At 50.3% G+C, this 25,813-nt stretch carries 27 protein-coding genes; 10 read left to right on the forward strand and 17 right to left on the reverse strand.

Going from position 1 to position 25,813, the window contains the following annotated elements; all coding sequences use genetic code 11:
* Positions 1–16 precede the first annotated feature (16 nt).
* The gene (gene artJ / locus LG381_RS18790; RefSeq protein ID WP_010347547.1) at positions 17–748 is read left to right on the forward strand and encodes an arginine ABC transporter substrate-binding protein ArtJ; all 732 of its coding nucleotides are present in this window, start codon (positions 17–19) and stop codon (positions 746–748) included.
* 171 nt (positions 749–919) lie between these two features.
* On the opposite strand, the gene rlmC is transcribed toward artJ, so the two are convergent.
* The 10 genes from rlmC to LG381_RS18840 all read right to left on the reverse strand — a co-directional run bounded on the left by rlmC (position 920) and on the right by LG381_RS18840 (position 9,643).
* The gene (gene rlmC / locus LG381_RS18795) at positions 920–2,047 is read right to left on the reverse strand and encodes a 23S rRNA (uracil(747)-C(5))-methyltransferase RlmC (RefSeq protein WP_225762760.1); all 1,128 of its coding nucleotides are present in this window, start codon (positions 2,045–2,047) and stop codon (positions 920–922) included.
* A 40-nt stretch (positions 2,048–2,087) separates the two neighbouring features.
* Entirely contained in the window at positions 2,088–2,576 is a 489-nt protein-coding gene (locus LG381_RS18800; RefSeq protein WP_000389254.1) for a YbjO family protein, read from the reverse strand.
* 59 nt (positions 2,577–2,635) lie between these two features.
* Complete coding sequence (gene potI / locus LG381_RS18805; RefSeq protein ID WP_001061680.1) at positions 2,636–3,481, reverse strand: putrescine ABC transporter permease PotI; 846 nt, start codon at positions 3,479–3,481, stop codon at positions 2,636–2,638.
* Positions 3,478–4,422 (reverse strand): putrescine ABC transporter permease PotH, encoded by a 945-nt coding sequence (gene potH / locus LG381_RS18810; RefSeq protein WP_225762761.1) that lies wholly within the window; start codon positions 4,420–4,422, stop codon positions 3,478–3,480. The genes potI and potH overlap by 4 nt, the downstream gene beginning before the upstream one ends.
* A gap of 9 nt (positions 4,423–4,431) precedes the next feature.
* Entirely contained in the window at positions 4,432–5,565 is a 1,134-nt protein-coding gene (gene potG, locus LG381_RS18815) for a putrescine ABC transporter ATP-binding subunit PotG (RefSeq protein WP_225762762.1), read from the reverse strand.
* Between the two features lie 94 nt (positions 5,566–5,659).
* Positions 5,660–6,772, reverse strand: coding sequence for a spermidine/putrescine ABC transporter substrate-binding protein PotF (potF, locus tag LG381_RS18820; protein WP_085460561.1), 1,113 nt, complete (start codon positions 6,770–6,772; stop codon positions 5,660–5,662).
* Between the two features lie 350 nt (positions 6,773–7,122).
* Positions 7,123–7,599, reverse strand: a complete 477-nt coding sequence (locus tag LG381_RS18825; protein WP_000203025.1) for a YbjN domain-containing protein — start codon at positions 7,597–7,599, stop codon at positions 7,123–7,125.
* Between the two features lie 87 nt (positions 7,600–7,686).
* Positions 7,687–8,589, reverse strand: coding sequence for a 30S ribosomal protein S6--L-glutamate ligase (rimK, locus tag LG381_RS18830; protein WP_000684316.1), 903 nt, complete (start codon positions 8,587–8,589; stop codon positions 7,687–7,689).
* A gap of 60 nt (positions 8,590–8,649) precedes the next feature.
* Positions 8,650–9,372, reverse strand: a complete 723-nt coding sequence (gene nfsA, locus LG381_RS18835; RefSeq protein ID WP_021550513.1) for a nitroreductase NfsA — start codon at positions 9,370–9,372, stop codon at positions 8,650–8,652.
* Positions 9,356–9,643 carry a YbjC family protein gene (locus LG381_RS18840; protein ID WP_001201565.1) on the reverse strand — a complete coding sequence of 96 codons (288 nt, stop codon included), beginning with the start codon at positions 9,641–9,643 and terminating at the stop codon, positions 9,356–9,358. Before LG381_RS18840 ends, nfsA begins: the two co-directional genes overlap by 17 nt.
* Positions 9,644–9,802: 159 nt before the next feature.
* On the opposite strand from LG381_RS18840, the gene grxA reads away from it, so the two are divergent.
* Positions 9,803–10,060, forward strand: coding sequence for a glutaredoxin 1 (grxA, locus tag LG381_RS18845; protein ID WP_225762763.1), 258 nt, complete (start codon positions 9,803–9,805; stop codon positions 10,058–10,060).
* Positions 10,061–10,091: 31 nt separating this feature from the next.
* On the opposite strand, the gene LG381_RS18850 is transcribed toward grxA, so the two are convergent.
* Entirely contained in the window at positions 10,092–10,469 is a 378-nt protein-coding gene (locus LG381_RS18850; RefSeq protein WP_000681103.1) for an inner membrane protein YbjM, read from the reverse strand.
* Between the two features lie 268 nt (positions 10,470–10,737).
* Between LG381_RS18850 and LG381_RS18855 the strand changes: the two genes are divergently transcribed.
* On the forward strand, positions 10,738–12,423 hold the full coding sequence (locus LG381_RS18855) for an aspartate:alanine antiporter (RefSeq protein ID WP_225762764.1): 1,686 nt from the start codon (positions 10,738–10,740) through the stop codon (positions 12,421–12,423).
* A 135-nt stretch (positions 12,424–12,558) separates the two neighbouring features.
* Here LG381_RS18855 and rcdA read toward each other — a convergent pair whose 3' ends face one another.
* Complete coding sequence (gene rcdA / locus LG381_RS18860) at positions 12,559–13,134, reverse strand: DNA-binding transcriptional regulator RcdA (RefSeq protein ID WP_001250444.1); 576 nt, start codon at positions 13,132–13,134, stop codon at positions 12,559–12,561.
* Positions 13,135–13,217: 83 nt separating this feature from the next.
* On the opposite strand from rcdA, the gene LG381_RS18865 reads away from it, so the two are divergent.
* The 3 genes from LG381_RS18865 (at position 13,218) to ybjH (ending at position 15,610) form a co-directional block, all read left to right on the forward strand.
* Positions 13,218–14,426, forward strand: coding sequence for an MFS transporter (locus tag LG381_RS18865; RefSeq protein ID WP_225762765.1), 1,209 nt, complete (start codon positions 13,218–13,220; stop codon positions 14,424–14,426).
* Positions 14,426–15,241 carry a 5-amino-6-(5-phospho-D-ribitylamino)uracil phosphatase gene (ybjI, locus tag LG381_RS18870; RefSeq protein WP_225762766.1) on the forward strand — a complete coding sequence of 272 codons (816 nt, stop codon included), beginning with the start codon at positions 14,426–14,428 and terminating at the stop codon, positions 15,239–15,241. The genes LG381_RS18865 and ybjI overlap by 1 nt, the downstream gene beginning before the upstream one ends.
* A gap of 84 nt (positions 15,242–15,325) precedes the next feature.
* A complete protein-coding gene (ybjH, locus tag LG381_RS18875; RefSeq protein WP_077629224.1) occupies positions 15,326–15,610 on the forward strand; it encodes a protein YbjH in 285 nt (94 codons plus the stop codon).
* Between the two features lie 40 nt (positions 15,611–15,650).
* Here the strand turns inward: ybjH and mdfA are convergent, their stop codons facing one another.
* Positions 15,651–16,883, reverse strand: coding sequence for a multidrug efflux MFS transporter MdfA (gene mdfA / locus LG381_RS18880; protein WP_225762767.1), 1,233 nt, complete (start codon positions 16,881–16,883; stop codon positions 15,651–15,653).
* A gap of 283 nt (positions 16,884–17,166) precedes the next feature.
* Between mdfA and ybjG the strand changes: the two genes are divergently transcribed.
* Positions 17,167–17,763 (forward strand): undecaprenyl-diphosphate phosphatase, encoded by a 597-nt coding sequence (ybjG, locus tag LG381_RS18885; RefSeq protein WP_225762996.1) that lies wholly within the window; start codon positions 17,167–17,169, stop codon positions 17,761–17,763.
* A 57-nt stretch (positions 17,764–17,820) separates the two neighbouring features.
* On the forward strand, positions 17,821–18,579 hold the full coding sequence (deoR, locus tag LG381_RS18890) for a DNA-binding transcriptional repressor DeoR (RefSeq protein ID WP_000450137.1): 759 nt from the start codon (positions 17,821–17,823) through the stop codon (positions 18,577–18,579).
* A gap of 47 nt (positions 18,580–18,626) precedes the next feature.
* Here the strand turns inward: deoR and dacC are convergent, their stop codons facing one another.
* The gene (gene dacC / locus LG381_RS18895; protein ID WP_024212562.1) at positions 18,627–19,829 is read right to left on the reverse strand and encodes a serine-type D-Ala-D-Ala carboxypeptidase; all 1,203 of its coding nucleotides are present in this window, start codon (positions 19,827–19,829) and stop codon (positions 18,627–18,629) included.
* A gap of 246 nt (positions 19,830–20,075) precedes the next feature.
* On the opposite strand from dacC, the gene gstB reads away from it, so the two are divergent.
* Entirely contained in the window at positions 20,076–20,702 is a 627-nt protein-coding gene (gene gstB, locus LG381_RS18900) for a glutathione S-transferase GstB (RefSeq protein WP_010347520.1), read from the forward strand.
* Here gstB and yliI read toward each other — a convergent pair.
* The 3 genes from yliI to LG381_RS18915 all read right to left on the reverse strand — a co-directional run bounded on the left by yliI (position 20,699) and on the right by LG381_RS18915 (position 24,467).
* On the reverse strand, positions 20,699–21,814 hold the full coding sequence (gene yliI / locus LG381_RS18905) for an aldose sugar dehydrogenase YliI (RefSeq protein WP_222680048.1): 1,116 nt from the start codon (positions 21,812–21,814) through the stop codon (positions 20,699–20,701). The genes gstB and yliI overlap by 4 nt on opposite strands.
* 110 nt (positions 21,815–21,924) lie before the next feature.
* Positions 21,925–22,308: a biofilm formation regulator BssR gene (gene bssR / locus LG381_RS18910; protein ID WP_000497144.1), complete on the reverse strand. Its 384-nt coding sequence runs from the start codon at positions 22,306–22,308 to the stop codon at positions 21,925–21,927.
* Positions 22,309–22,412: 104 nt separating this feature from the next.
* A complete protein-coding gene (locus LG381_RS18915) occupies positions 22,413–24,467 on the reverse strand; it encodes a beta-galactosidase (protein WP_000357591.1) in 2,055 nt (684 codons plus the stop codon).
* 234 nt (positions 24,468–24,701) lie between these two features.
* Between LG381_RS18915 and LG381_RS18920 the strand changes: the two genes are divergently transcribed.
* On the forward strand, positions 24,702–25,784 hold the full coding sequence (locus tag LG381_RS18920) for a LacI family DNA-binding transcriptional regulator (RefSeq protein WP_225762768.1): 1,083 nt from the start codon (positions 24,702–24,704) through the stop codon (positions 25,782–25,784).
* Positions 25,785–25,813 lie beyond the last annotated feature (29 nt).

The following is a 25,813-nucleotide window of genomic DNA, read 5'->3' on the forward strand; positions in this document are numbered from 1 at the left end:
AGACGGGAGTTCCATCATGAAAAAGCTAGTTCTTGCCGCATTACTTGCATCCTGTGCATTCGGCGCTTCTGCCGCAGAGAAAATCAATTTCGGCGTCTCTGCCACTTATCCGCCATTCGAATCGATGGATGCAAACAACCAGATCGTCGGCTTTGATATCGATCTGGCAAAGGCGTTATGCAAACAAATGCAGGCAGAATGTACTTTTACTAATCACGCTTTCGACAGCCTGATCCCGTCACTGAAATTCAGAAAATATGACGCTGTGATTTCCGGGATGGACATCACACCGGAACGTAGCAAACAGGTCGCCTTTACCACCCCCTATTACGAAAACTCAGCCGTTGTGATTGCCAAAAAAGATACCTATAAGACTTTTGCCGACCTGAAAGGTAAACGTATTGGTATGGAAAACGGCACTACCCACCAAAAATATATTCAGGATCAGCATCCGGAAGTGAAAACCGTCTCTTATGACAGTTATCAGAATGCATTTATCGACCTGAAAAATGGTCGTATTGATGGGGTATTTGGTGATACAGCGGTAGTTAATGAGTGGCTGAAAACCAATCCGCAACTGGGCGTTGCGACTGAGAAAGTAACCGATCCGCAGTACTTCGGCACCGGTCTGGGCATCGCTGTACGTCCGGATAACAAAGCTCTGCTGGAGAAACTGAATAACGCACTGGCAGCCGTTAAAGCAGACGGTACATATCAGAAAATCAGCGATCAGTGGTTTCCGCAGTAATTGAGACTGAGACGAAAGTAAGATGCCTGATGCGCTACGCTTATCAGGCCAACATCGACTCTGCAATGTATTGATTGAGCACGATTTGTAGGCCGGATAAGGCGTTCACGCCGCATCCGGCATGAACAAAGCGCACCAGGTCTGCGATCTGAAGCCGCAGATGCGGCTTTTTTATTGCTTCACCAGCAGCGTCAGCACTTCATAATGTGCGGTGTGAGGGAACATATCGAAAAGCTGTACCCGCTCAATGCGATATCCTGGCAGTTCGCGGATATCTTTCGCCATCGTTTGGGCGTTACAGCTTGAGTAGATAATAAAATGCGGTGCCATCGTCGAAAGATAATCACACAGCGGTTTACCAATGCCGCGACGCGGTGGATTAACCAGCACCAGCTCCGGCACTTCGCCCTGAGCGGTGGCAAACTGAGTGGAGTCCAGCGCCTGAAATTGCAGACGCGTTAGACCCAGTTCAGCAGCAGATTGTTTCGCACAGGCTATCGCTTCTGGCGCAATTTCAATCCCCGTTAGCTGCATTTCTGGCGTTGTGCAATGCAAACCAAAACCACCAACGCCGCAGAACAGATCCCACATATGATTTACCGGCAATTGCCGCACCCAGTCACGCGCGGTGGCGTACAGCTGGCTGGCGACCGCCGGATTAGTCTGGAAGAAACTTTGCGGGCGGATCCACAGCGGCACGTCATTAAAACGCTCTGCCAGCGCCTGCTGTTCGGTCAGGTAGATCTCCGTCTCCCCTTCCATTATCGCCATATGCACTGGCTGAATATTGACGGTAATGACTTTTAGCTGCGGCAGTTGCGCCTGTAACCACGGCAGCGCCTTACGCAGTTGCGCCAGCTTGGTTTCAGAGCGCAGTACAAAGCGCAGCATCATACCGCCATCCATCTGGCTTTCAGTCAGCAGAATATATTTCAGTTCGCCACGCTTGCGCGCCACGTTGTAGGGCGTCAGCCCCGCACGGGCGATAAACGGTTTTAGCGCCGCAAAAACAGGCGCAAATGAGGCAGGGTAAAGCGGACAGTCGCAAAGATCTTCTGGCGTACCGTCGCGGTGTAGCATTCCGAGCAGTGGTTTTTCAACGCTACCACTCACCACCATTTTGGCTTTATTGCGAAACCCTTGTTCCGGGCCAGACACCGGCGCGCACCATTCCGCGACCGGAAAATCGGCCAACAGATTTTTAAGATCGGTGGTTTTAGCGGAGAGTTGCTCTGGAATCGGCTGCGTTATCCACTGACAGGAGCGGCAGCGACCCGCGTCGTAAAGTGCGCACTGCATACATTGACCTTCACATCATCAGGGGCGAGGATTATACACATTATTGCAACTGGAAGAACCGCCGACTGGTGGCGGGAACAAACAGCAGCAATAAGATGAGCATGTCCGGCAGCTTTTGTAACATCAGACTATGGAAGATTTCGCGTTTCGATTCACCGGGAATGCTGAACAGCTCAGGGTAACCATAACCGAGCGAAGCTGCCCACAGATAACTGGCGGCCGTGATTTGCGTCAGCAGATACAGCCAGCGCGCCAGGCGACGCCCTTTCACCAGCGAAAACGCACACCAGATTTCAATAAAAACCAGCGCAAGGCTGCTTAGAAAGACCAGCGTTAAACTCCAGGTTTGTACGCTGCGATGTATGAACTCGCCGATACCGCGCACGCCCAGCGTATTGAAAATCATCAGCACGTCGAGGCCACGGATCATAATAATGGCGAGCGCCGCCACCTGCACCAGTGCAGGCACATTCAGGCGAGCATGTGATGAAGATGTTTTCTTAAAAAATCCCAACGTTTCGTCTTCCATGAAAACAATGCCGCGACATGCGCGGCATTATGTAGCCAGGTTGGCAAATTTTAGTGTCTTCAGCCACGTCTTGCACGCTGGATATCGCGTATCCGCTGCTTTTCTGCGCGCGCCATTAAATACCAGGCGATAAATCCGACAATTCCTACCGCGCCGAGAATCAATGTTGCCAGGGCGTTGATTTCCGGATTCACCCCCATCCGCACGCTGGAAAAGACCAGCATCGGTAAGGTGGTGGCTCCCGGCCCGGAAACAAAGCTGGCGATCACCAGATCATCAAGCGACAGAGTAAAAGCCAGTAACCAGCCAGAAATGATCGCCGGCATGATCATCGGTAGTGTAATGACGAAAAACACCTTCAGCGGCGTCGCGCCGAGATCCATCGCCGCTTCTTCAATGGAGCGATCCAGTTCCCGCAGACGCGAAGAAATAACGACTGCCACATAAGCTGTACAGAAAGTGACGTGCGCCAGCCAGATAGTTAACATACCGCGATCGGCAGGCCAGCCGATGGCATGAGCAAGAGCAACGAACAATAACAACAGCGACAGGCCAGTGATCACATCCGGCATGACTAGCGGCGCGGTGATCATAAAGGCAAAGCCATTTGATCCACGAAACCGCCCAAAGCGTACCAGCACAACCGCCGCGATAGTCCCAAGAATTGCCGCCGCCGTCGCCGCACAGGCGGCAATCGTCAGACTTAAGCCGACCGCACTCATCATCGCATTATCACGCAATAACTCGCCGTACCAGCGCGTTGACCAACCGGCCCACACCGTCACCAGCTTCGAACTGTTAAATGAATAGATGACCAGCATCAGCATCGGCGCATAGAGAAAGGTGAAGCCCAGCAACAAAATCACCATTCGCCAGGGCGAACGAACGACCGGTAAATTATTCATCCGTGTTCCCCCACGCTTTTTTGCTGATATTTGTGGAACCACATAATTGGCACAATCAGCAGCAATAACATAACGATTGCCACCGCTGAGGCCACCGGCCAGTCACGGTTATTGAAAAACTCCTGCCACAGAACGCGCCCGATCATGATGCTGTCCGGGCCGCCGAGCAGTTCCGGGATCACAAACTCACCCACCGCCGGAATGAAAACCAGCATCGATCCGGCGATAATCCCACCTTTGGTAAGCGGCACAATCACCGTAAAGAAAGTCTTCAGCGGACGCGCGCCGAGATCCAGCGCGGCTTCCACCAGCGAATAATCAATACGAATCAAGGCCGTGTAGATCGGCAGCACCATAAACGGTACGTAGGCGTAAACAATGCCGATATAAACGGCCAGATTGGTATGCAGAATGGTCAGCGGCTGATCGATAACCCCCAGCCACAGCAGGAAGTTATTCAGCACCCCATTATTTTTTAGTATCCCCATCCAGGCGTAAACGCGGATCAAAAATGAGGTCCACGAAGGCAGGATCACCAGCAGCAATAGGATATTGCGGGTCGACGGTTTACTGTGCGCCACTGCCCACGCCAGCGGATAGCCGAGCAATAAGCAACAAACGGTCGAAATCGCCGCCACCTGTAACGACTGGAGATAAGCATCGAAATAGAGCGGATCGTCAGTCAGTTGCAGGAAATTGCCGAGATTGAGGGTGACAGACAGTTGCCCGTCAGCCCACGCCATCAGTTCGGTATAAGGCGGAATGGCGCGCGCCATCTCAGCCAGGCTTATTTTAAAGACGATAAGAAATGGCAGCAGAAACAACAAAATCAACCAGATATACGGCAGCGCAATCACCAGTTTGCGCCCGTGCTTCATTTGCCACTGTGTAAGCCACTGCTTTAATCCGCCCGGCTGGGCAGCAGGTTCAAGTGTACTCATCTTTGCTCCTTAAACCGTCAGCACCACACAACTGTCTGATTCCCAGCACAAACGAACTTCATCGCCCCAGGTCGGTAACCCTTTGCGAAAACGATGGGCGTTTTGTAACTGGGCGCTGATCATCTGCCCGCTTTTCAGGCGGACATGATAAACAGACAAATCACCGAGATAGGCAATATGTGTCACCTCTCCCACTGCAAAATTGCAGCCATCAGCAGGCGGTTCGTCACAGAGCATGATTTTTTCCGGGCGCAGCGCCACATGCACCGGCACGTTATCCACCACCGACGCATCGGGATCGACTTTCAACGGATGCACCAGCCCAGGCGAATAAAGCAACAGGCCATCTTCCTGGCGTTCCTTTAGCAGCCCTTCGAAAACATTGACCGATCCAATGAACTCGGCGCTATATCGTGTCGTCGGGTGCTCATAAATTTCCTCCGGCTCGCCAATCTGAACAAATTTACCGCGATTCATAATCGCGATGCGCCCCGCCATGGTCATCGCCTCTTCCTGATCGTGCGTTACCATCACACAGGTCACGCCGACACGCTCCAGAATATCCACCACTTCAAGCTGCATCCGGTCGCGCAGTTTTTTATCCAGCGCGCCCATCGGTTCATCGAGCAGTAATAGTTTCGGGCGTTTAGCGAGGCTTCGGGCCAGCGCCACTCGCTGACGTTGGCCACCGGAAAGCTGATGCGGTTTGCGTTTGGCAAACTCCTGCATATGCACCAGCCCCAGCATTTCATTGACCCGACTGGCAATTTCCGCTTTTGGTAACTTGTCTTGTTTCAGACCAAAAGCAATGTTTTGCTCCACGGTCATATGGGGGAATAGCGCGTAGGACTGGAACATCATGTTGATGGGGCGCAGATAAGGCGGAACCTGTGACAAATCAACACCATCAAGCATAATTTGCCCGGCAGAAGGTTGTTCGAAACCTGCCAACATACGCAGCAGTGTGGACTTGCCACAGCCGGATGCGCCCAGCAGTGCAAAGATTTCGCCTTTATAAATGGTCAGACTGACATCATCGACCGCATGTTGACCCTCGTAAGATTTGGTCAAATTGCGGATTTCTAATAGTGGTGTCAGCGACTTACGACTTTTCGCCTGCGGGCGAGGGATAGCGTCATTCACGGCTGCTCTCCGGCATTTAATGTGTGCAAGCGCACCAGGATGGTGCGAATTGCCGGCGGGAGTGGTGCGCCCGTCCGGCATCTACGGCAGCGGATTATTTTCCGCTCTTCACTTTGGTCCACGCGCGGGTGCGCACACGATCGATTTTCGGATCCTGTACTTGCAGGGTGAACATTTTGGCGCGAACGTCCGCCGGAGGATAAATACCTGGATTATCACGCACTTCCGCACTCACCAGCGGCGTAGCTGCTTTATTGGCGTTGGCATAGAACACATGGTCAGAGATATGTGCTACTACATCCGGGCGCAGCAGATAATTCAGGAACTGATACGCTTCGTCTTTGTTTTTGGCATCTGCCGGCATGGCGAAAACATCAAAGAACGCCATCGCCCCTTCTTTAGGAATCGAGAAGGAGACATTCACGCCGTTCTTCGCTTCTTTCGCACGGTTAGAAGCCTGCCAGACATCACCCGCCCAGCCAATAGCGACGCAGATATCGCCGTTTGCCAGGTCGTTAATGTATTGAGATGAATGGAAATAACGAATGTTCGGGCGCAGCTTTAACAGCAGATCGGTTGCCGGTCCGGTGTAATCATCTGCTTTAGTGCTGTTGGGATCTTTACCGAGATAATTCAGCACGGTAGCAAAAACTTCTTCCGGCGCATCGAGGAAAGAGACACCACAGCTTTTCAGTTTTTCCAGATTTTCTGGTTTGAGGATCAAGTCCCAGCTATCGACCGGCGCGTTTTCGCCCAGCACCGCTTTGACTTTATCGACGTTATACCCAATCCCGGTAGTCGCCCACATATACGGCATAGCAAATTTATTGTCGGGATCGTGTTTTGCCACCAGCTTCAGCAGTTCTGGATCGAGATTCTTCCACTCCGGCAATTTGCTTTTATCCAGCGGCTGGAATACTCCCGCAGTCAACTGGCGCTCCAGAAAGCTGGCTGACGGCACGACCAGGTCAAAACCGGTACTCCCCGCCATTAATTTGCCTTCCAGCACTTCGTTGGAATCAAAAACATCGTAGACGACTTTAATACCGGTCTCTTTTTCAAAATTTGCCACCGTATCCGGGGCGATATAATCAGACCAGTTATAAATGTGGAGTGTTTTTTGTTCAGTCGCGAGCGTGCCGACAGAGACGGCCATCAGAGCACCCGCAATCAGACCCGATAGCCATTTTTTATTTAAGGCGGTCATATCTCTTTCCTTCTGAAAGTTCGTTAACAAACGAACAAAAGTTGTCACACTGAAAGATATGCAATAAACGCGCATATTTTTTATCGGCGCGGTACAAGAAAAGAGAACTCTCTCCCGGCCAGCATTGCTCGCTATATAAAAGCCTCGCAAGAATAACTTTAGCCAGGGTTTGAAACTATAGCTGTAATTAAAAAACGGTATTTAACAAATTTTTATGCGCATTTGCTCTATGTGATAAAGCAAATCTGGCACAATAGAAGTGAAATAATCTTTAATGAAAGGTTAAAATCAGCAGGAAATATTACGACGCGCAGTCACTGCGGCAGCGACTGCGTGCTCGAAGAAAGTTATCAGTGAAGGAAATAGTTTTCGGTAACGTTGTTTTGCCCTTCATCGTCAGTCGGCAACAGCAGCTGATGGGCATTAGCTTCGAGGATGACCATTGAAATCTGCTCTTCGCTCTGGCGTACAAACCATGCAAACTGTTCATAGGTTACGCCCTGCATAACAGATAAAGACTGGCAAACCACCAGCTTTGGCAGATTATCATCCTGCATATCGAGAAATGCTTTCACGGTCAGTGAGCTGGCATTGATGGCTGATAAATCCGCCGCCAGCGGCAACACGGCTGAAGGCCTGACTTCCGCCATGGCAGAAAACAGGATTGTGTTATCAATCAGGTCGATTTTGGCATCAAAGACACCGTCGAAATTCTGCATATGGGGCAGATGCAAAGCCTGACAGTTATCACATTCAAAAAAACTCATCCCCAGGTCATCGAGCCATTGACGCAACGTATCCAGACCAGGAACGACCAGCGATGTCATAATTTTGTACAACCTCTTCCGATAAAAAGACTGGCACAGCTTACGCAAAAAGCGCAGGCAAAACCATGATCAGTAATGTGATTGCGACTAACCACCCGTTTTCAGGCAATATTCTGCCGTGGCGTGGCGTTCGATCCAGCGGATCATTTTACCCGCAATGTCGATACCGGTGGTTTTTTCTATTCCTTCCAGCCCCGGCGACGCATTCACCTCCATCACCAATGGCCCGCGATTGGCACGCAGAATATCCACACCGGCAACATCCAGCGCCATCGTTCGCGCGGCTTTGATGGCGATTTCACGCTCCTTCGGCGTGATACTGGCGATGCTTGCCGCGCCGCCACGATGCAAATTGGAGCGAAAATCGCCCTCTTTCGCCCGCCGTTCAATCGCCGCGACAACTTCATCACCGACGACCAGACAGCGGATATCGCACCCTTGCGCCTCTTTGATATATTCCTGCACCAGAATATGAGCGTTCAGGCCGCGAAAAGCATCAATCACGCTTTCTGCCGCCTGGCGCGTTTCCGCCAGCACCACACCAATTCCCTGCGTGCCTTCGACCAGCTTAACCACCAGCGGCGCACCACCGACCATATCGATTAAGTCGCTGGTATCATCCGGCGAATGCGCAATCCCCGTGACAGGCAGGTCAATGCCCTGACGCGCCAGCAGTTGCATTGAACGCAATTTGTCACGCGCTCGGGCAATCGCGACCGATTCGTTCAGCGGATAACTGCCCAGCATTTCGAACTGGCGCAGCGCCGCCGTCCCATAAAAGGTTATAGCAGTGCCAATGCGTGGGATCACCGCGTCAAAATGGGGGAGTTTGCGGCCTTTATAGTGAATGGAAGACGCCGCAGGATTTATGTTCATGTAGCAAGAAAGCGGATCGAGAATTTCAACCAGGTGACCACGCTGTATGGCGGCTTCACGCAACCGCTTACACGAATAGAGCGTTCCATCCCGGGACAATATGGCAATTTTCACCCTGCACCTCTCTGTCAGACCTGGTCAAAAGCCCGCGTATAATACATCGCCGTAACGGTTTTAGCGCGTCGCCCAACCTTGTTTATGCAAATAATCGAGAATAAAAGGACGGCTTTCTTTGATAATCGTCCGGCGAATATGATCGCTCCAGGTATCCCGGCGATTATTACTGCCACGGGTAAGATAATATTCCGCCAGTTGCTCGTCATACTGCGCCAGAGCATCTTTATCCAGCGGCTGGTAGCTGTTTTCATGCACCAAAATGGAGGCCGGTAAACGCGGCTTGAGATCCGGGTTATCCGCAGGCCAGCCGAGACACAGGCCAAACAGCGGCAGAACATGCTTTGGTAATTTCAGCAGCTCCGTCACCGCTTCAATGTTATTGCGCAAGCCGCCAATATATACACCGCCCAACCCCAACGATTCCGCTGCGGTTAAGGCATTTTGCGCCATCATCGCCGTATCAACAACACCGAGCAACAACTGTTCTGCCAGGCCGAGTTGAGCATCCGGGCAGATCTGCAAATGACGGTTAAAGTCGGCGCAAAACACCCAAAACTCCGCCGCTTGCGCAACATGTTTTTGCCCGCCGGTCAGCGGCACCAGGGCTTCACGCAATGCGGGGTCGGTAATGCGAATAATGCTACTACACTGCAAAAAGCTGGAACTGGAGGTCGCACGGGCGCTGTTGATAATCGCCTCACGCTGTTCAGCGGAGATAGGTTCATCAGTGAAATGGCGAATGGAGCGGTGACCACAAATAAGTTCAATGGTTGGCGTCATTATCTTTTTCTCTTTCTGAACGTGAAGATTCCAGTGGATGATTCATCAGTTGCGGGGCCAGCCGTTTTGCCACCTGAAGAATAACCACCACCGCAGCGGGAAGCATGAGCAAAACACCGAGAAAAATCATCAGAATTTGCGCTTCTGGCGTAGAAAACGGCGCTGGAAGCGAAAAGTTGTCACTTATCGACAGCAGCGCCGCCGCCAGTAACATCATTCCAATAAATTCCAGTATCAACACGCTTTTAGGCAATTTACCGATCGCGCGCATAAACTTCCCTCTGCAAAGTGAGCTGCCAGTTTAAAACCTTTCGCCGCGTTGTGCTTAACAGTTATAGCTTTAAGCAATCAATGCAACAGGTTAAACCTACTTTCAGCGAATAAGATTTGGCGTGATCATGCACACATGACAGATAAATGGAGAAAGCCAATGCAAACCGTTATTTTCGGTCGTCCGGGTTGCCCTTACTGCGTGCGTGCCAAAGATTTGGCACAAAAGTTAAGTAATGAACACGATGATTTTCACTATCAGTATGTGGATATTCGTGCTGAAGGGATCACGAAAGAGGATCTGCAACAGAAAGCTGGCAAGCCGGTAGAAACCGTACCGCAGATTTTTGTCGATCAGCAACACATCGGTGGCTATACCGATTTTGCTGCCTGGGTGAAAGAGAATCTTGACGCCTGATTACCGGATAAGCCCTCTCTGTTTGAGGGCTTTATTGATTTTTTCTGTGTTGTGGCCTGAACAAGCTACTAATAAACAAAAAACATAACGCGCCCAGCGCACACCAGAAGACGGCACTCAACAACCACGCCAGCTCCTGCCAGAATGAGCGTGATGGTGAAAAAAACAGACGCATAATTAACATAGAACAGGGTGCTGCCAGCATTGCGCCAAACAGTGGTTTAAGGACTTCCCTACGCCGCGAAAAAAAGCTGGCTACAGCCCCAGGAAGAATGAAAAACAGTAAGCCGATTTCAGGGTGCCCGGCAGCCCGAAAAGCTCCCTTCATATGTGTCGCCAGAAAAAGGCACACCACAATAAAGAGGACAAAACAGCAAATTGCCCCCGCCCAATGTTGTTTATGTTTCACATGTTCCTCCTGACACTGCCTCTATCGAACACATTTTTCGCCGGTGTGGCGCTCAGTAAGATAAAGCCGCTTCGCATTCCATGCTAATATAGGCCAACACAATTCTTATAGCCGTTGGTATCTAATGTGATTACACTAGTAAAATATATTGTTACTTTACTATTGATTAAGTGCGCTGAATGAATCTGCGCTCTGAATTCAGGTAAAAACATTATCTTAAATTACCATTTCTTTCAACAGCTTACTCGTAAACAAGAAGTTAGTCTCCGTGAATATAAACGTCGCCGAATTGTTAAATGGGAATTACATTCTGTTATTATTCGTGGTCCTCGCGCTTGGGCTATGTCTCGGAAAATTACGACTTGGTTCAATCCAACTGGGTAATTCCATTGGCGTTTTAGTCGTATCACTGTTATTAGGTCAACAACATTTCAGTATTAACACCGACGCGCTTAATCTTGGCTTTATGCTGTTTATTTTCTGCGTCGGGGTCGAAGCCGGACCCAACTTTTTTTCCATTTTTTTCCGCGATGGTAAAAATTACCTAATGTTAGCCCTGGTAATGGTCGGTAGTGCGCTGCTGATCGCCTTAGGGCTGGGTAAGTTGTTTGGCTGGGACATCGGCCTGACGGCCGGTATGTTGGCTGGCTCAATGACATCAACACCGGTTTTGGTTGGTGCGGGCGATACCTTACGCCACTCTGGAATAGAAAGCAGGCAACTCTCTGTGGCACTGGATAATTTAAGCCTCGGGTATGCATTAACCTATTTGATTGGCCTGGTGAGTTTGATTGTCGGTGCGCGTTACTTGCCTAAGTTGCAGCATCAGGACTTACAGACCAGCGCCCAGCAAATCGCTCGTGAACGAGGTCTGGATACCGACGCCAGCCGTAAAGTCTATCTGCCGGTAATTCGCGCCTACCGCGTCGGGCCGGAACTGGTCGCCTGGGCCGACGGCAAAAACTTGCGTGAACTGGGTATTTATCGACAAACCGGTTGCTACATTGAACGTATTCGTCGTAACGGGATTCTGGCAAATCCGGATGGTGACGCCGTGCTACAGATGGGCGATGAAATAGCGTTGGTAGGCTATCCCGACGCCCACGCCCGACTCGATCCCAGCTTCCGTAATGGTAAAGAAGTTTTTGATCGAGACCTTCTCGACATGCGTATCGTCACTGAAGAAGTGGTCGTCAAAAACCATAACGCTGTCGGTAAACGTCTGGCACAACTGAAGCTGACCGATCACGGTTGTTTCCTTAACCGCGTCATTCGCAGCCAGATCGAAATGCCGATCGACGATAACGTGGTGCTTAATAAAGGCGATGTATTGCAGGTGAGCGGCGATGCCCGTCGCGTGAAAACCATCGCCGATCGCATCGGCTTTATCTCGATTCACAGCCAGGTTACTGATCTACTGGCATTCTGCGCGTTCTTTGTCATCGGTCTGATGATCGGGATGATCACCTTCCAGTTCAGCACATTCAGCTTCGGCATGGGTAACGCCGCCGGATTGTTATTCGCTGGTATTATGCTGGGCTTTATGCGAGCGAACCACCCGACCTTCGGCTATATTCCCCAGGGCGCGTTAAGCATGGTGAAAGAGTTCGGTTTGATGGTATTTATGGCGGGCGTTGGTTTAAGTGCCGGCAGCGGCATCAATAACGGCCTGGGCGCGATTGGCGGTCAGATGTTGATTGCCGGGTTAATTGTCAGCCTGGTGCCCGTTGTGATTTGCTTCCTGTTTGGCGCTTATGTGCTGCGCATGAACCGCGCGCTGTTATTCGGTGCAATGATGGGCGCGCGTACTTGTGCTCCAGCAATGGAGATCATCAGCGACACTGCGCGCAGCAACATTCCGGCATTAGGTTATGCGGGCACTTATGCAATAGCTAACGTGCTGCTGACGTTGGCAGGGACAATCATCGTAATGGTATGGCCAGGACTCGGATAAAACTGAAGTTGCCCCAAAAATGAAATTTTTTTGCACAACCGCAGAACTTTTCCTCGGGGCATCAGTCTTAATTAGTGCCACTGCTTTTCTTTGATGTCCCCATTTTGTGGAGCCCATCAACCCCGCCATTTCGGTTCAAGGTTGGTGGGTTTTTTGTTGCCTGAATTTTATCTCCTGCCCTGCCAATTGCGCCACCATCTGCAAAATATCCTCGCGCGATAGCGGCTTACGGTCAGTGACAAAATGCAGTGTCATCCCTTCAATAAACGCATCCAGCGCGCGGGCGGTTCCGGGTTCAAACCATTGTTCGAGCGTTTGCTGACTGCGCTGCATCCAGTTTTGCATCACCGTTTTTAATAGCGGTTTTCGGCTGGCCAATGCGTAGAGTTGATACATCAGTTCCATGTTATCCGGCGTTGCAACCTGCGAGCTGTAGATCATGTCAGTTATGGCCTGGCAGGCGCCTGAAGCATCACTGACATCACTAAAAAATGCCTGATATTGCTTAGACATTATCTCTGTAAAACTGCTGAACGCCTCCAGCAGCAGCTCATCAATTCCTGAAAAATAGTAGGTCATCGACCCCAACGGCACTCCGGCAAGGGTAGCGATTTTGCGGTGTGTAACGGCATGTATTCCGTAAAGTTTCACCGCCTCCAGCGTGGCCTGAATGATTTTTTCTCGCCGTTGCGGATCGTTAGCGCGACGCATGTCATTTCCTCTCTTTGCAATTGTGTACAAATGTACACAACCTTGCTAATGTTGTCTTCCCTCTTCTTTTTTTGACGTGATCTATGACCGTAAATTCTTCACGTAATGCCTTGAAACGCCGAACCTGGGCGCTGTTTATGTTCTTCTTTTTGCCAGGCCTGTTAATGGCATCCTGGGCAACCCGTACGCCTGCTATCCGCGATATTCTTTCTGTCTCGATCGCTGAAATGGGCGGTGTCCTCTTTGGCCTGTCGATCGGTTCGATGAGCGGAATTCTCTGCTCGGCGTGGTTAGTGAAACGTTTTGGGACGCGTAATGTCATCCTGGTCACGATGTCCTGCGCGTTGATCGGGATGATGATATTAAGTCTGGCGCTCTGGCTGACATCGCCCGTGCTCTTTGCCGTGGGTCTTGGCGTCTTTGGAGCCAGTTTTGGTTCTGCGGAAGTGGCGATAAACGTTGAAGGTGCCGCCGTTGAGCGAGAAATGAATAAAACGGTTTTGCCGATGATGCACGGCTTTTATAGCCTGGGCACGCTGGCAGGTGCTGGTGTCGGGATGGCGCTGACGGCCTTTGGCGTTCCGGCAACTGTGCATATTTTGTTGGCGGCACTGGTCGGCATCGCACCTATTTATATCGCCATTCAGGCAATCCCTGACGGAACAGGAAAAAATGCCGCCGATGGCACGCAGCATGGCGAAAAAGGCGTACCTTTTTATCGCGATATCCAGTTGCTATTGATTGGTGTCGTGGTGCTGGCGATGGCGTTTGCAGAAGGTTCAGCCAACGACTGGTTACCCTTATTAATGGTTGATGGTCACGGTTTTAGCCCTACTTCCGGCTCGCTGATTTATGCCGGTTTTACCCTGGGGATGACCGTTGGACGCTTCACTGGCGGTTGGTTCATAGACCGTTACAGTCGCGTTGCCGTGGTTCGGGCCAGTGCACTAATGGGGGCGTTGGGTATTGGGCTGATTATTTTTGTCGATAGCGCCTGGGTCGCGGGGGTGTCTGTTGTCCTTTGGGGGTTGGGAGCTTCTCTGGGCTTCCCACTGACCATTTCTGCCGCCAGCGATACCGGCCCCGATGCACCGACCCGCGTCAGCGTAGTAGCAACGACCGGTTATCTGGCTTTCCTCGTCGGGCCGCCGCTGCTGGGCTATCTCGGCGAACATTATGGACTACGTAGTGCAATGCTGGTTGTACTGGCGCTGGTTATTCTCGCGGCTATTGTCGCGAAAGCCGTCGCCAAACCCGATACCAAAACGCAGACGGCGATGGAGAATAATTGATGAGCATTAAATTAATTGCGGTAGACATGGATGGTACTTTCTTAAGCGATCAAAAAACCTATAACCGTGAGCGGTTTATGGCTCAGTATCAGCAAATGAAAGCACACAGCATTCGCTTTGTGGTCGCCAGCGGGAATCAATATTATCAGTTGATCTCTTTCTTTCCGGAAATTGCTAATGAAATAGCCTTTGTGGCAGAAAACGGCGGTTGGGTAGTGAGCGAAGGCAAAGATGTTTTTAATGGCAAGCTGTCGAAAAATGCATTTACCACTGTAGTGGAACATTTACTGATGCGCCCGGAAGTGGAAATTATTGCCTGCGGAAAAAATAGCGCCTATACCCTCAAAAAATATGACGATGCCATGAAAACGGTGGCGGAAATGTATTATCACCGTCTGGAATATGTCGATAACTTTGACAACTTAGAAGATATCTTCTTTAAGTTTGGCCTGAATCTTTCCGATGAACTGATTCCGCAAGTGCAAAAAGAGTTACATGATTCGATTGGCGATATTATGGTGCCGGTTCACACCGGCAACGGTAGCATCGATCTGATTATCCCCGGCGTACATAAAGCCAATGGCCTGCGGCAACTCCAGAAGTTATGGGGAATAGACGACAGTGAAGTGGTGGTCTTTGGCGATGGCGGTAACGATATCGAAATGCTGCGCCAGGCTGGCTTTAGCTTTGCGATGGAAAATGCCGGCAACGCGGTCGTAGCTGCGGCGAAATACCGCGCAGGCTCCAATAACCGTGAAGGCGTACTGGATGTGATCGATAAAGTTCTTAAGCACGAAGCGCCATTTAATCAATAAAACGGCAGCACGCCCGGCAACACAATGCCTGAATGAAGGATGCATAATTCGCGGAAATTCCCCTTCTGGATTATTTCAGGCGAAATGATGATGAAAAATTGTGTACTGCTGGGCGCGTTTCTGTTGAGTTTTACTGGTGTGGCAATGGCGCAAAGTGTCACCGTTGATGTGCCGAGCGGATACAAAGTGGTGGTAGTCCCCGATTCAGTCAGCGTTCCACAAGCGGTCAGCGTCGCGACTGTACCGCAAACTGTCTATGTGGCGCCTACTCCAGCGCCGGCTTACCGCCCACATCCGTATGTTCGTCACCTTGCCAGCGTAGGCGAAGGGATGGTTATCGAACATCAAATCGACGACCATCACCATTAATCTATGAATGCCTGATTGTGCAAAGCAACCAGGCATTTTCTTATCCGTCGTTTGAATTTCCTGTTTGTTTATCTTTTAAAAAGATAAACATCAGCAGCAGCCACAAAATTCCGTTGGCAAAGTTAAAGAGATTAAACAGGCCGTTGCCCCCGTTCAGCCAGGCATGTTTACTGATTTCGATACCGACGGTAAAGATCAGCATTTGTAACATCCCCATCGCCGCAGAAACCGTACCTTTACTCATATCGCTGGCAAACAGGGTTAATCGCACCAGCCCCGCATTCGCCAGGCCAATACCAAAAGCATAAATACTTAACCCGGCGGTCATCCATAAATACGCGTGCGATGAGATAACCGTTGCGGCAGCGGCGACTAACAGGCCAATCATAATCGGCCAGCCGCCCATGATGATCAATGCACGAACGGTGCGGCGCGAGGTCAAACGCGCTAACAGCAAGTTACCCGCAATTAACGCCCCGAAAACTGGCACTTGCAGCAAACCATATTCATAGCTGCTCAACTTTTCGCCAGTGATAATGATAATTGGTGACTGGGCGATCCACGCCAGCAACGGCAGGCTGACGAACCCCAGCGCCAGAGCTCCGGCAACAAAGCGACCGTTCTTCAGCACCAGCTTGTAGTCATGCCCAAGCTCTTTCAGGGACAGTTTCTCACCAATACGCGTGGCGGTTTCCGGCATAGCGCGTTGCAGACCGAAAAAGGAGATCGCTGCCAATGCGGCAAACAAGACAAACATCCCCTCCCAGGGCAGCACATGGATCCACGCGGCGCCCACCAGCGGACCGAGTAGCGGAGCAATCAGCGCCACGTTCGCCATCAGCGCGGTGATCTTGATACAAACCGCCTCTTCGAAGGATTCCTGAATCGCGGCGTATCCGACAGCGCCAATGAAACAAAGGCTTATCCCTTGCAGGAAGCGTAATAGCGTGAATTGTTCAATGTTTTGCGCCAACAATATTGCCAGACAGGTGACGATAAACCACACCACGCCCGCCAGCATCACCGGACGGCGGCCAATACGATCCGACAGCGGTCCCAGGAGCCACTGTAAAAACATCCCGCCCGCCAGGTAAGCGGTCATCGAAGTAGGAACCCAGTCAATACCTGCCTGATACTCTTCCACTACAGCGAGCATACCGGGTTGAATCATATCATTGCCGATATAGGTCGAGAATTCGTAGAGCACCAGACAGAGAGGAAAAAGTAACGCCTGACGTCCAAGCAGGGCACCGGAAGCTAATCTATTTTGCATGCAATTTCTTCGCCAATAATAATCGCGCAAAGTTTAATAAAAGCGCGGCAAACGAGAAAGCAAATTTTGTAGGTGAAACCACGCTTAAGCACATTCTTACATTATTCCGAGTATAGCTACTCTTTCTTTAAGCTTTATTTAATTCCTTCGCGTTACTATTCCCTGTTGTAAACCAATCCGAAAGTGAAATAAGACGATGCCGCTTTACCCTGTTTAACATGCACTTTATGCTCATCGACTTGCCTGATGGCTCCCCAATAATCACCTTTTGAGTCTGAAAGTTATGCTGGAAAATCTGAATTACTCATTATTCTCTCTTATTAACGCGACGCCAGACTCATCCGCATGGATGATTTCGTTAGCGATTTTTATTGCCAAAGATTTAATTACTGTATTACCGCTGCTGGCTACGGTGCTTTGGCTATGGGGGTTTACAGCGCAACGGCAACTGGTGATAAAAATCGCTATCGCGCTGGCGGTCGGCCTGTTTGTTTCCTGGACGATGGGGCACTTATTTCCGCACGACCGTCCGTTTGTTGATCATATCGGCTATAACTTCCTGCATCATGCGGCGGATGACTCTTTCCCAAGCGATCACGGCACGGTGATATTTACCTTTGCGCTGGCATTTTTATGCTGGCATCGCCTGTGGTCAGGCGCAATCCTCATGACGCTGGCGGTGGTCATTGCCTGGTCACGTGTTTATCTCGGTGTTCACTGGCCGCTGGACATGCTCGGTGGATTGTTGGCAGGAATGATTGGTTGCCTTAGCGCCCAGATTATCTGGCAGGCTGTGGGGGCAATGCTCTACCAGAAGCTGCAATTATGGTATCGCTTCTGTTTCGCCTTACCTATACGTAAAGGCTGGGTGCGTGGCTGATTTCGGATAAAAAGTGTAATATCAGGCGGCTCGCTTCAATAACTATTCAGAGGGAATATGGAAACACGTCGCGAAGAGCGTATAGGGCAGTTACTACAAGAATTAAAACGCAGCGATAAGTTACACCTGAAGGACGCCGCCGCCCTGCTTGGGGTTTCAGAGATGACGATTCGTCGTGATTTGAATAACAACAGTGCCCCCGTCGTACTACTCGGCGGCTATATTGTTCTGGAACCGCGCAGTGCCAGCCATTACCTGTTAAGCGATCAAAAATCCCGCCTGGTGGAAGAAAAACGCCGGGCGGCAAAACTGGCTGCGACGCTGGTAGAACCCGATCAGACCCTCTTTTTTGACTGTGGCACCACCACGCCGTGGATTATTGAAGCGATAGATAATGAAATCCCTTTCACCGCCATTTGTTATTCACTAAATACCTTTCTGGCGCTGAAAGAGAAACCCCATTGTCGCGCGTTTCTTTGCGGTGGTGAATTTCACGCCAGCAACGCTATTTTCAAACCCATTGATTTTCAGCAAACACTGAATAATTTTTGCCCGGATATCGCTTTTTATTCCGCAGCTGGCGTGCATGTCAGTAAAGGCGCAACCTGTTTTAATCTTGAAGAGTTGCCGGTAAAACACTGGGCGATGTCGATGGCACAAAAGCACGTGCTGGTTGTCGACCACAGTAAGTTTGGCAAGGTACGTCCGGCGCGCATGGGCGAGCTGAAACGCTTTGATATTGTGGTGAGCGATTGTTGTCCGGAAGATGAGTATGTGAAGTATGCGCAGGCGCAGCGTATTAAGTTGATGTATTAATGACGCATAACCGGATGACGTTTCCGCGCCATCCGGTCATCAGAAGATTAAGAGAACCAGCTGCCGAACCACTGATGGAATTTCATCATCACGAAGTCCCACATCCGACCAAAGAACCCACCCTCTTCCACATTTTCCATCACGATCAGCGGACGCTGTTCAATAGATTTACCGTTAAGCTGGAAATCAATGGTGCCGACAACCTGACCTTTTTTCAGCGGCGCGGTGAGCTGCGGTTCCGTTAACGTATAACTCGCTTTCAGGTTTTTCAGTTGCCCGCGTGGGATGGTCACTGATCCCCCTTCGCCTGCGCCGAGATTCACTTCGCTCTTATCACCGAACCAGACGCGCTGAGTCACAAAGGTGGCATCAGGTTTAATTGGCGTCACGGTTTCAAAAAAGCGAAAGCCCCAGGTCAGTAATTTCTCAGACTCATTAAAACGGATGCGGTCAGTTTTTGCCCCCAGCACTACGGAGATTAAACGCATATCACCCTGGGTAGCCGAAGCAACCAGATTATATCCCGCACCTGCCGTGGTTCCGGTCTTCATGCCATCAACATTCAGATTGCTGCTCCACAGCAGACGATTACGGTTAGGCTGACGAATTTTGTTAAAGGTAAACTCTTTCTCTTTATGAATAGCGTACTCTTCCGGCACATCGTGGATTAACGCTTTACCCAGCAATGCCATATCGCGCGCGGTACTGAATTGCCCCGGCGCATCCAGACCGTGCACCGTCTGGAAGGTGGTGTTGGTCAGGCCCAGTTTTTTGGCATAACCATTCATCAAACCAATAAATGACTCCTGACTCCCGGCAACGTAATCGGCCAACGCAATACAGGCGTCATTACCGGACTGGATAATCACACCTTTGTTCAAATCCGCCACCGAAACCTGATCGCCCGGTTTGAGGAACATTACCGACGAACCGCGCAGTGCCGGGTTTCCCGTCGCCCAGGCATCTTTACCGACCGTCACCATATCGGTGAGTTTGATCTTATCGGCCTTAAGCGCCTGCCCAACCACATAGCTGGTCATGATTTTAGTCAGACTCGCGGGATCCAGTTTCTCATCCGCATTGCCTTCTGCCAGCACTTTACCGCTGGCGTAATCCATTAAAATCCATGCACGCGCATCCACGCTCGGCGCTTCAACGGTTTGTTCTGCCGCGAATGCCGTTGGGGCAAAAAGGAATAAAAATGCAGAACCCGCTGCAAGACCACGAAGGAAAGAGGAGTATTGCGTCATAAATGCCACCCGAGTATCCATTCAAAAAAAATACGTTATATCGCCGTATGATAAGTTCGGTGATTAATAACGCACACACAAGTTTAAAGAAACCGTAAGTTGGTAAAGTTTTTAAAGTTTATGCAATATCCTGCCGCTTCGCTGCTTCTGGCGTCATTTTTTTACTCGCTGTTGCTTAAAAGTTAACTTTACTTCACCATCGGAGTCCTGTTCAGCCTGTGGCTGCCTGTCGGAAAAGGGGTGAGTATGATTACGTTGTGGGGTCGGAATAATTCAACCAACGTTAAAAAAGTGTTGCTGACGCTCGAAGAACTGGAACTGCCTTATGAGCAAATTTTGGCGGGTCGTGAGTTTGGGGTAAACCATGACGCCGATTTTCTGGCGATGAACCCTAACGGGCTGGTGCCGCTGTTGCGTGATGACGAAAGTGATTTAATTCTTTGGGAATCAAACGCCATTGTCCGCTATCTGGCGGCACAGTACGGGCAAGAACGTCTGTGGATCGACTCACCGGCACGTCGCGCAGAAGCCGAAAAGTGGATGGACTGGGCAAACCAGACGCTCAGCAATGCCCATCGTGGGATCCTGATGGGATTAGTCAGAACGCCACCAGAAGAACGTAATCAGGCCGCCATTGATGCCAGCTGCAAAGAGTGCGATGCCCTGTTTGCCCTACTCGATGCGGAGCTGGCAAAAGTAAAATGGTTTTCTGGCGACGAGTTTGGTGTGGGCGATATCGCTATCGCACCGTTTATTTACAATTTGTTTAACGTTGGCCTGACCTGGACACCGCGTCCGAATCTGCAACGCTGGTATCAGCAACTCACCGAACGCCCCGCAGTGCGCAAAGTGGTGATGATCCCCGTTAGCTAATTGCGTGGGCTAACTTTGAGTAATTCCCCGTTGGGCTCGTCGGTGAGAACATATAAATAACCGTCGGGTCCAGTGCGAACGTCACGAATTCGCTGCCCCCTGTCCGTTAATATGCGGCCATCTTCCGTCACTTTGTCGCCTTTGACGCTCATCACGATGACATCTTTATCTTTCAGCGCGCCAATAAATAATTTTTGCTGCCACTGGGGGAATTTGTCACTGTTATAGAAGGCCATACCGCTCACGGCGGGCGAATCTTTCCAGTAAAAAACCGGTTGCTCGGTTCCGGCGACGATTTCCCCTTTTGCTTCCGGTATTTTAAAACCTGAGTAATTAATGCCCCAGGTTGCCAGCGGCCAACCGTAGTTTTTGCCTTTTTGCGGGATATTAATTTCATCACCACCGCGCGGGCCATGTTCATTCAGCCACAGCGCATTACTCCACGGATTCATCGCCATCCCTTGCGGGTTACGAATGCCATAAGACCAGATCCCGGCTCGCGCACCGGATTCGTTTACAAAGGGATTATCATCCGGGATCTCGCCCTGTTCGGTCAGACGCACCAGTTTGCCCTGTAATTTATCCAGATCTTGCGCCGTCAGACGCTGATTGTTTTCGCCCAGAGCAATAAAAAGATAACCGTTACCGTCGAAGACCAGCCGCCCGCCAAAATGGTTGCCGGTAGAAAGTTTTGGTGTCTGGCGAAAAACGGTGCGGAAGTCGGTCACTTTTGAGAGATCATCACTTAAGCGGCCATACCCCACGGCAGTTCCGGCTTTGCCATCATCGCCAACTTCGGAATAACTTAACCAGATGCGGCGCGACTGGGCAAAATCAGGCGCTAATGCCACATCCAGCAGGCCGCCCTGCCCGTGCGCCCAGACTTCCGGCACACCGACAAGCGGCGCAGATAATCCTTTTCCTGCTTGCCAGTGACGCAACTCGCCACCGCGCAGGGTGATTAACATGCCGTGATTATCAGGTAAAAAGGCCAGCGCCCACGGATGGTCGAGTTTGTCTTGCAGTACTTCGACATTTACCGGCGCGGGAGCCGCCCAGAGAGAGGAAGAAACACAGAGAAAGGGCACAAGGAAAAGGGATTGTCGATGCATAACGCCTCCGGATTGACTCTGGCTTAAAGCGTAGTCAGTGGAGGAGATGACAAATTCATTTTTACAAAAACTTAAACATGAAGGGGGAGACGCTTTCTCCCCCTTAGTTTTCAGGCCTGCGCAAGCATGGTGTGCTTTTCAAGGCTCTGGATACTCAGCGTTAAGCTCATCAGACAATTTTCAAGCTTATCGGCGTTGACGGTAATAACAGTCGGGCAATCATGATGCCCGCTCATCAAACATACTGCGGCTGTCGCTAATGCTTCTTCAGCATGATGAAGAGCACTCCACTCTTCCTGATCCAGATGAAGATTCAACCGCAGCGATTTATCGTGCAGTTCGCGATTCAGTTTAAAAAAGTTATCTCGTAGATGATTGCTTTCGCTGACGGACATGTATCCTTTGGCCTTCCTCAGTTGCACATATGCGGCGAGGTCAACTCTTGCATCGATCAACCGGTTAAGTAGATCGCTTCGCTGTCTGTCAACGAACATACTTCGATCCTCCTCTTTGCAGCCTTTGTGCAATTAAATAGTATGGCTACTTTTTGTACAAAAAGCTGTCAGGGATCAATACTTCACATTTTATTAATAAGAATTTACATTATTTCTCTTTCCAGCACCTCGCATCCCCACGGCGCCAGTTCTAAGTCTTGTGAACAAGCTTTACCTGTTTCCGCCACTCGCCACGCTCCAGGAAGCACAATATTTTGTACATGAGCAGTGTAGTTTTGTACAAAAACCCATTCCTGATCGCCGTCTGTCCGACGCGTTGCAATAACGCCAGCAGGAAGTTCAGTAGCAAGTGCTTTTGGGAGATGAAGTGTGTTGATCAACATCGCGGCAAACGCTTGATGAAATGACGCATCATTACGCGAAGCCACATAGAAAGCTCGACCTTGTCCGACGTGATTTACCGTTAACGCAGGCGTACCCGCATAAAAATCCTCGCCATAGCGCGCCAGAACCTGTGCACCTTCGGCGTGAATAACCGCACATAATTCCCGTGCCTGCCATTGCCCCTGCAGTCCATACGCATTCGGCTCACAGATAACTTCGTTATGCTGATAATCATTAAGGCTATCAATCTCTTCAGCCCACACACCCATCAGGTCACGCAACGGGCCAGGGAACCCACCCAGGTGACATAAATCGGTTTCATTGACAATCCCGGACCAGTAAGTGGTGACAAAATTGCCACCAGCGTCAACATAGGCGCGAGCACGAGCAGCAAATCCATCGCGAACCATATAGAGCATTGGGGCAATAACTAACTGATAACCCGTAAGATCACAATCAGCATTGATAATATCGACCGCCACGCCCTGCTCCCAGAAAGGTCGGTAATGCTCCACTACCGTTTGCTCGTAGTGGATACCGCAATTGCGCGGCCCGGCAGCATCATTGACCGCCCAGCGGTTTTCCCAGTCGAAAATAATGGCAACTTTTGCCTGCGTTTTCGTCCCAACCAATTGGTTAAGATGAGCCAGCCGTTGCCCCAGTTGTATGACTTCGCGCCCGGTACGCGTCTCCAGATGACCGACATGATCAACTACCGCACCATGAAACTTCTCCACGGCGCCACGACTCTTACGCCACTGAAAATAGTGCACGCCGTCTGCGCCGTGAGCGACGGCCTGTAAGGAAGAAAGAATATTCATTCCCGGCTTTTTCAATTTGCTGGTTGGCTGCCAGCTTGTCTGGCTGGGCGTGGATTCCATCAGAATAAACGGTTTATTTTTCAAGGTACGCATCAGGTCGTGATACATCGCTGTTTTACAGGCAACGGCGCGTTCATCTTCCTGTTTATGCCACATGGGATAGCTATCCCAACTCACAAAATCAACCACTTCGGCCAATGCCCAGTAGTTGTAGTCATTGAAATACCACATAAAATTGGTCGTCGCAGGTAAATCTGGGCGTTCAGCTTTTAACGGCGCGATCTCCATTTGGTAGAACTCTTTTACCTGCGATGTGACAAAGCGCCGCCAGTCAAGATTCAAACCGTGGTTAGACATCTCACCTAATGGGGAAGGCGATTCAATTTGTGACCAGTCACTGTATGTATGGCTCCAGAAGCCAGTCCACCATGCCTGATTAAGCGCCTCAAGAGTGGTGTAACGAGTCTGCAACCAACGGCGAAACGCCTGTTGGCATCCCTTACAATGACACTCTCCGCCATACTCATTACTGATATGCCACCCCAGAACCGCCGGATGATTGGCGTATCGCTGCGCCAGCTTACGGTTAATTTGCGTCACTTTATCTTTATACACTGACGAAGAAAGGCAATGATTATGGCGACCTCCGTGAAGCATTTTCTCGCGTGAGGCGCTAACTCTCAGAACCTCTGGATAACGAGCTGCAAGCCAGGCGGGTTTTGCTCCGCTTGGTGTTGCGAGGAAGACAGAAATCCCGCCAGCATGAAGTTTATCCAGCACTTCATCCAGCCAGTCAAAGCGATACTCACCCTCTGTGGGTTCCAGCATTGACCAGCTAAAAATGCCCACCGACATGGTGTTACAACCAGCCTGTTGCATCATGGCGATATCTTTCTCCAGAATCCCAGGGACATGTAACCATTGCTCCGGATTGTAATCAGCACCATGAAGTAACCATGGGGCTCTGGGGATGATCGGTGGGTGCTTGTCCATGCTGACTCCTGAATTGTTTTAAACAGACAAAAAATGTTATTCGTTCACAACGATGTCATCTAGTAATTAATTGCTTCGCTATGCAAGGAATGTCCGGCAAGAATGTGATCAAGTACGCGTTTTTTCCCTTCAAACAGGTTCGTCGGTTCAGCTTACCAGCACTGAGACAGGTGAGCGTGATACGTATGACATTCACTGCGGTATACTGTGACAAATCTTTTAGCCGGGGCGAATATGAAAACCAAAGCTGCAACCCTTGCCGATGTTGCTCGTCATGCCAATGTTTCTTATCAGACAGTGTCGCGGGTGCTTAACAATTCAGCGAACGTGTCTGCCAAAACACGTCAAAAAATTGAACAAGCCATTGCCGAACTTAAATACGTTCCAAATCGCGTAGCTCAACAGTTGGTAGGGAAAGAGAGCAAAACGATCGGGCTGGTTACAACTTCGCTCGCCCTACATGCCCCCTCGCAAATTGCGGCAGCAGTGAAAAAATATGCCGGAGAACAGGGATATCAGGTGCTGATATCCATGATCGATGATATTGATATTAAAGGTATTCAGGCTGCAATTAATGACTTAAAAGCACAACGGGTAACAAAGATTATTATCAACGCACCGCTGGAAACGGCATTGGCTGAAACTCTGGTTGCTGAAAACAGCGATGTGTTGTGTCTGTTTCTCGACGTGGATCCTTATAGCCCGGTATTTAACGTCACCTTTAATCCCGCAGAAGGTGCACGCGCCAGCGTGAAATATCTTTACGATTTGGGGCATCGTCAATTTTGCCTGATCTCTGGCCCAGAAAACTCAGTACCGGCGCGGCTACGACTCAATACCTGGCGCGATACCCTCTCCTCACTCCAACTGACGCCGCTGGCCATTCATTACGGTAGTTGGGACGCTCAAAGCGGCTATCTGGCGACGTTACAGATGCTACGTGAAACGCCACAGGCGACCGCTCTTCTGATCGCCAATGATCAGATGGCATTGGGGGCGTTAAGCGCCTTACATCAACAAAAACGTAAAATCCCGCAAGATATTTCTGTCATTGGCTATGACGACACCTATGAGAGTGCGTTTTTTGAACCTTCGCTAACGACCGTCGCAATCGACTTTGATTTACAAGGGAAAATTGCCGTTCAACAGATTTTACAGCCGGACGATGAACATGCGATGCTCCGCTCTTCAACCATCCTTCCCAGTCGCCTGGTCGTGCGTAACTCTGCTGGCCCTCTGCACTCACCACAGACTGATCTGATGAATATTGCTGAACACCTTCGCACACTGGCGGATGAGCTAACACGCAAGGCATAAAAGTAATACGTTCTCATAAAAAGATTTAG

The organism is Escherichia sp. Marseille-Q3837 (genome assembly GCF_916618735.1).
Classification (GTDB): domain Bacteria; phylum Pseudomonadota; class Gammaproteobacteria; order Enterobacterales; family Enterobacteriaceae; genus Escherichia; species Escherichia ruysiae.

Excerpts from the sequence above, each read along its gene's own strand:
- gstB (WP_010347520.1), top strand. The coding sequence starts at position 20,076 with ATGATTACGTTGTGGGGTCGGAATAATTCAACCAACGTTAAAAAAGTG.
- potH (WP_225762761.1), bottom strand. The coding sequence starts at position 4,422 with ATGAGTACACTTGAACCTGCTGCCCAGCCGGGCGGATTAAAGCAGTGG.
- artJ (WP_010347547.1), top strand. The coding sequence starts at position 17 with ATGAAAAAGCTAGTTCTTGCCGCATTACTTGCATCCTGTGCATTCGGC.
- mdfA (WP_225762767.1), bottom strand. The coding sequence starts at position 16,883 with ATGCAAAATAGATTAGCTTCCGGTGCCCTGCTTGGACGTCAGGCGTTA.
- LG381_RS18800 (WP_000389254.1), bottom strand. The coding sequence starts at position 2,576 with ATGGAAGACGAAACGTTGGGATTTTTTAAGAAAACATCTTCATCACAT.
- LG381_RS18865 (WP_225762765.1), top strand. The coding sequence starts at position 13,218 with ATGACCGTAAATTCTTCACGTAATGCCTTGAAACGCCGAACCTGGGCG.
- ybjH (WP_077629224.1), top strand. The coding sequence starts at position 15,326 with ATGATGATGAAAAATTGTGTACTGCTGGGCGCGTTTCTGTTGAGTTTT.
- LG381_RS18825 (WP_000203025.1), bottom strand. The coding sequence starts at position 7,599 with ATGACATCGCTGGTCGTTCCTGGTCTGGATACGTTGCGTCAATGGCTC.
- rcdA (WP_001250444.1), bottom strand. The coding sequence starts at position 13,134 with ATGCGTCGCGCTAACGATCCGCAACGGCGAGAAAAAATCATTCAGGCC.
- yliI (WP_222680048.1), bottom strand. The coding sequence starts at position 21,814 with ATGCATCGACAATCCCTTTTCCTTGTGCCCTTTCTCTGTGTTTCTTCC.
- grxA (WP_225762763.1), top strand. The coding sequence starts at position 9,803 with ATGCAAACCGTTATTTTCGGTCGTCCGGGTTGCCCTTACTGCGTGCGT.
- potF (WP_085460561.1), bottom strand. The coding sequence starts at position 6,772 with ATGACCGCCTTAAATAAAAAATGGCTATCGGGTCTGATTGCGGGTGCT.
- LG381_RS18840 (WP_001201565.1), bottom strand. The coding sequence starts at position 9,643 with ATGCGCGCGATCGGTAAATTGCCTAAAAGCGTGTTGATACTGGAATTT.
- deoR (WP_000450137.1), top strand. The coding sequence starts at position 17,821 with ATGGAAACACGTCGCGAAGAGCGTATAGGGCAGTTACTACAAGAATTA.
- LG381_RS18915 (WP_000357591.1), bottom strand. The coding sequence starts at position 24,467 with ATGGACAAGCACCCACCGATCATCCCCAGAGCCCCATGGTTACTTCAT.
- bssR (WP_000497144.1), bottom strand. The coding sequence starts at position 22,308 with ATGTTCGTTGACAGACAGCGAAGCGATCTACTTAACCGGTTGATCGAT.
- ybjI (WP_225762766.1), top strand. The coding sequence starts at position 14,426 with ATGAGCATTAAATTAATTGCGGTAGACATGGATGGTACTTTCTTAAGC.
- LG381_RS18920 (WP_225762768.1), top strand. The coding sequence starts at position 24,702 with ATGAAAACCAAAGCTGCAACCCTTGCCGATGTTGCTCGTCATGCCAAT.
- potI (WP_001061680.1), bottom strand. The coding sequence starts at position 3,481 with ATGAATAATTTACCGGTCGTTCGTTCGCCCTGGCGAATGGTGATTTTG.
- dacC (WP_024212562.1), bottom strand. The coding sequence starts at position 19,829 with ATGACGCAATACTCCTCTTTCCTTCGTGGTCTTGCAGCGGGTTCTGCA.
- nfsA (WP_021550513.1), bottom strand. The coding sequence starts at position 9,372 with ATGACGCCAACCATTGAACTTATTTGTGGTCACCGCTCCATTCGCCAT.
- rlmC (WP_225762760.1), bottom strand. The coding sequence starts at position 2,047 with ATGCAGTGCGCACTTTACGACGCGGGTCGCTGCCGCTCCTGTCAGTGG.
- ybjG (WP_225762996.1), top strand. The coding sequence starts at position 17,167 with ATGCTGGAAAATCTGAATTACTCATTATTCTCTCTTATTAACGCGACG.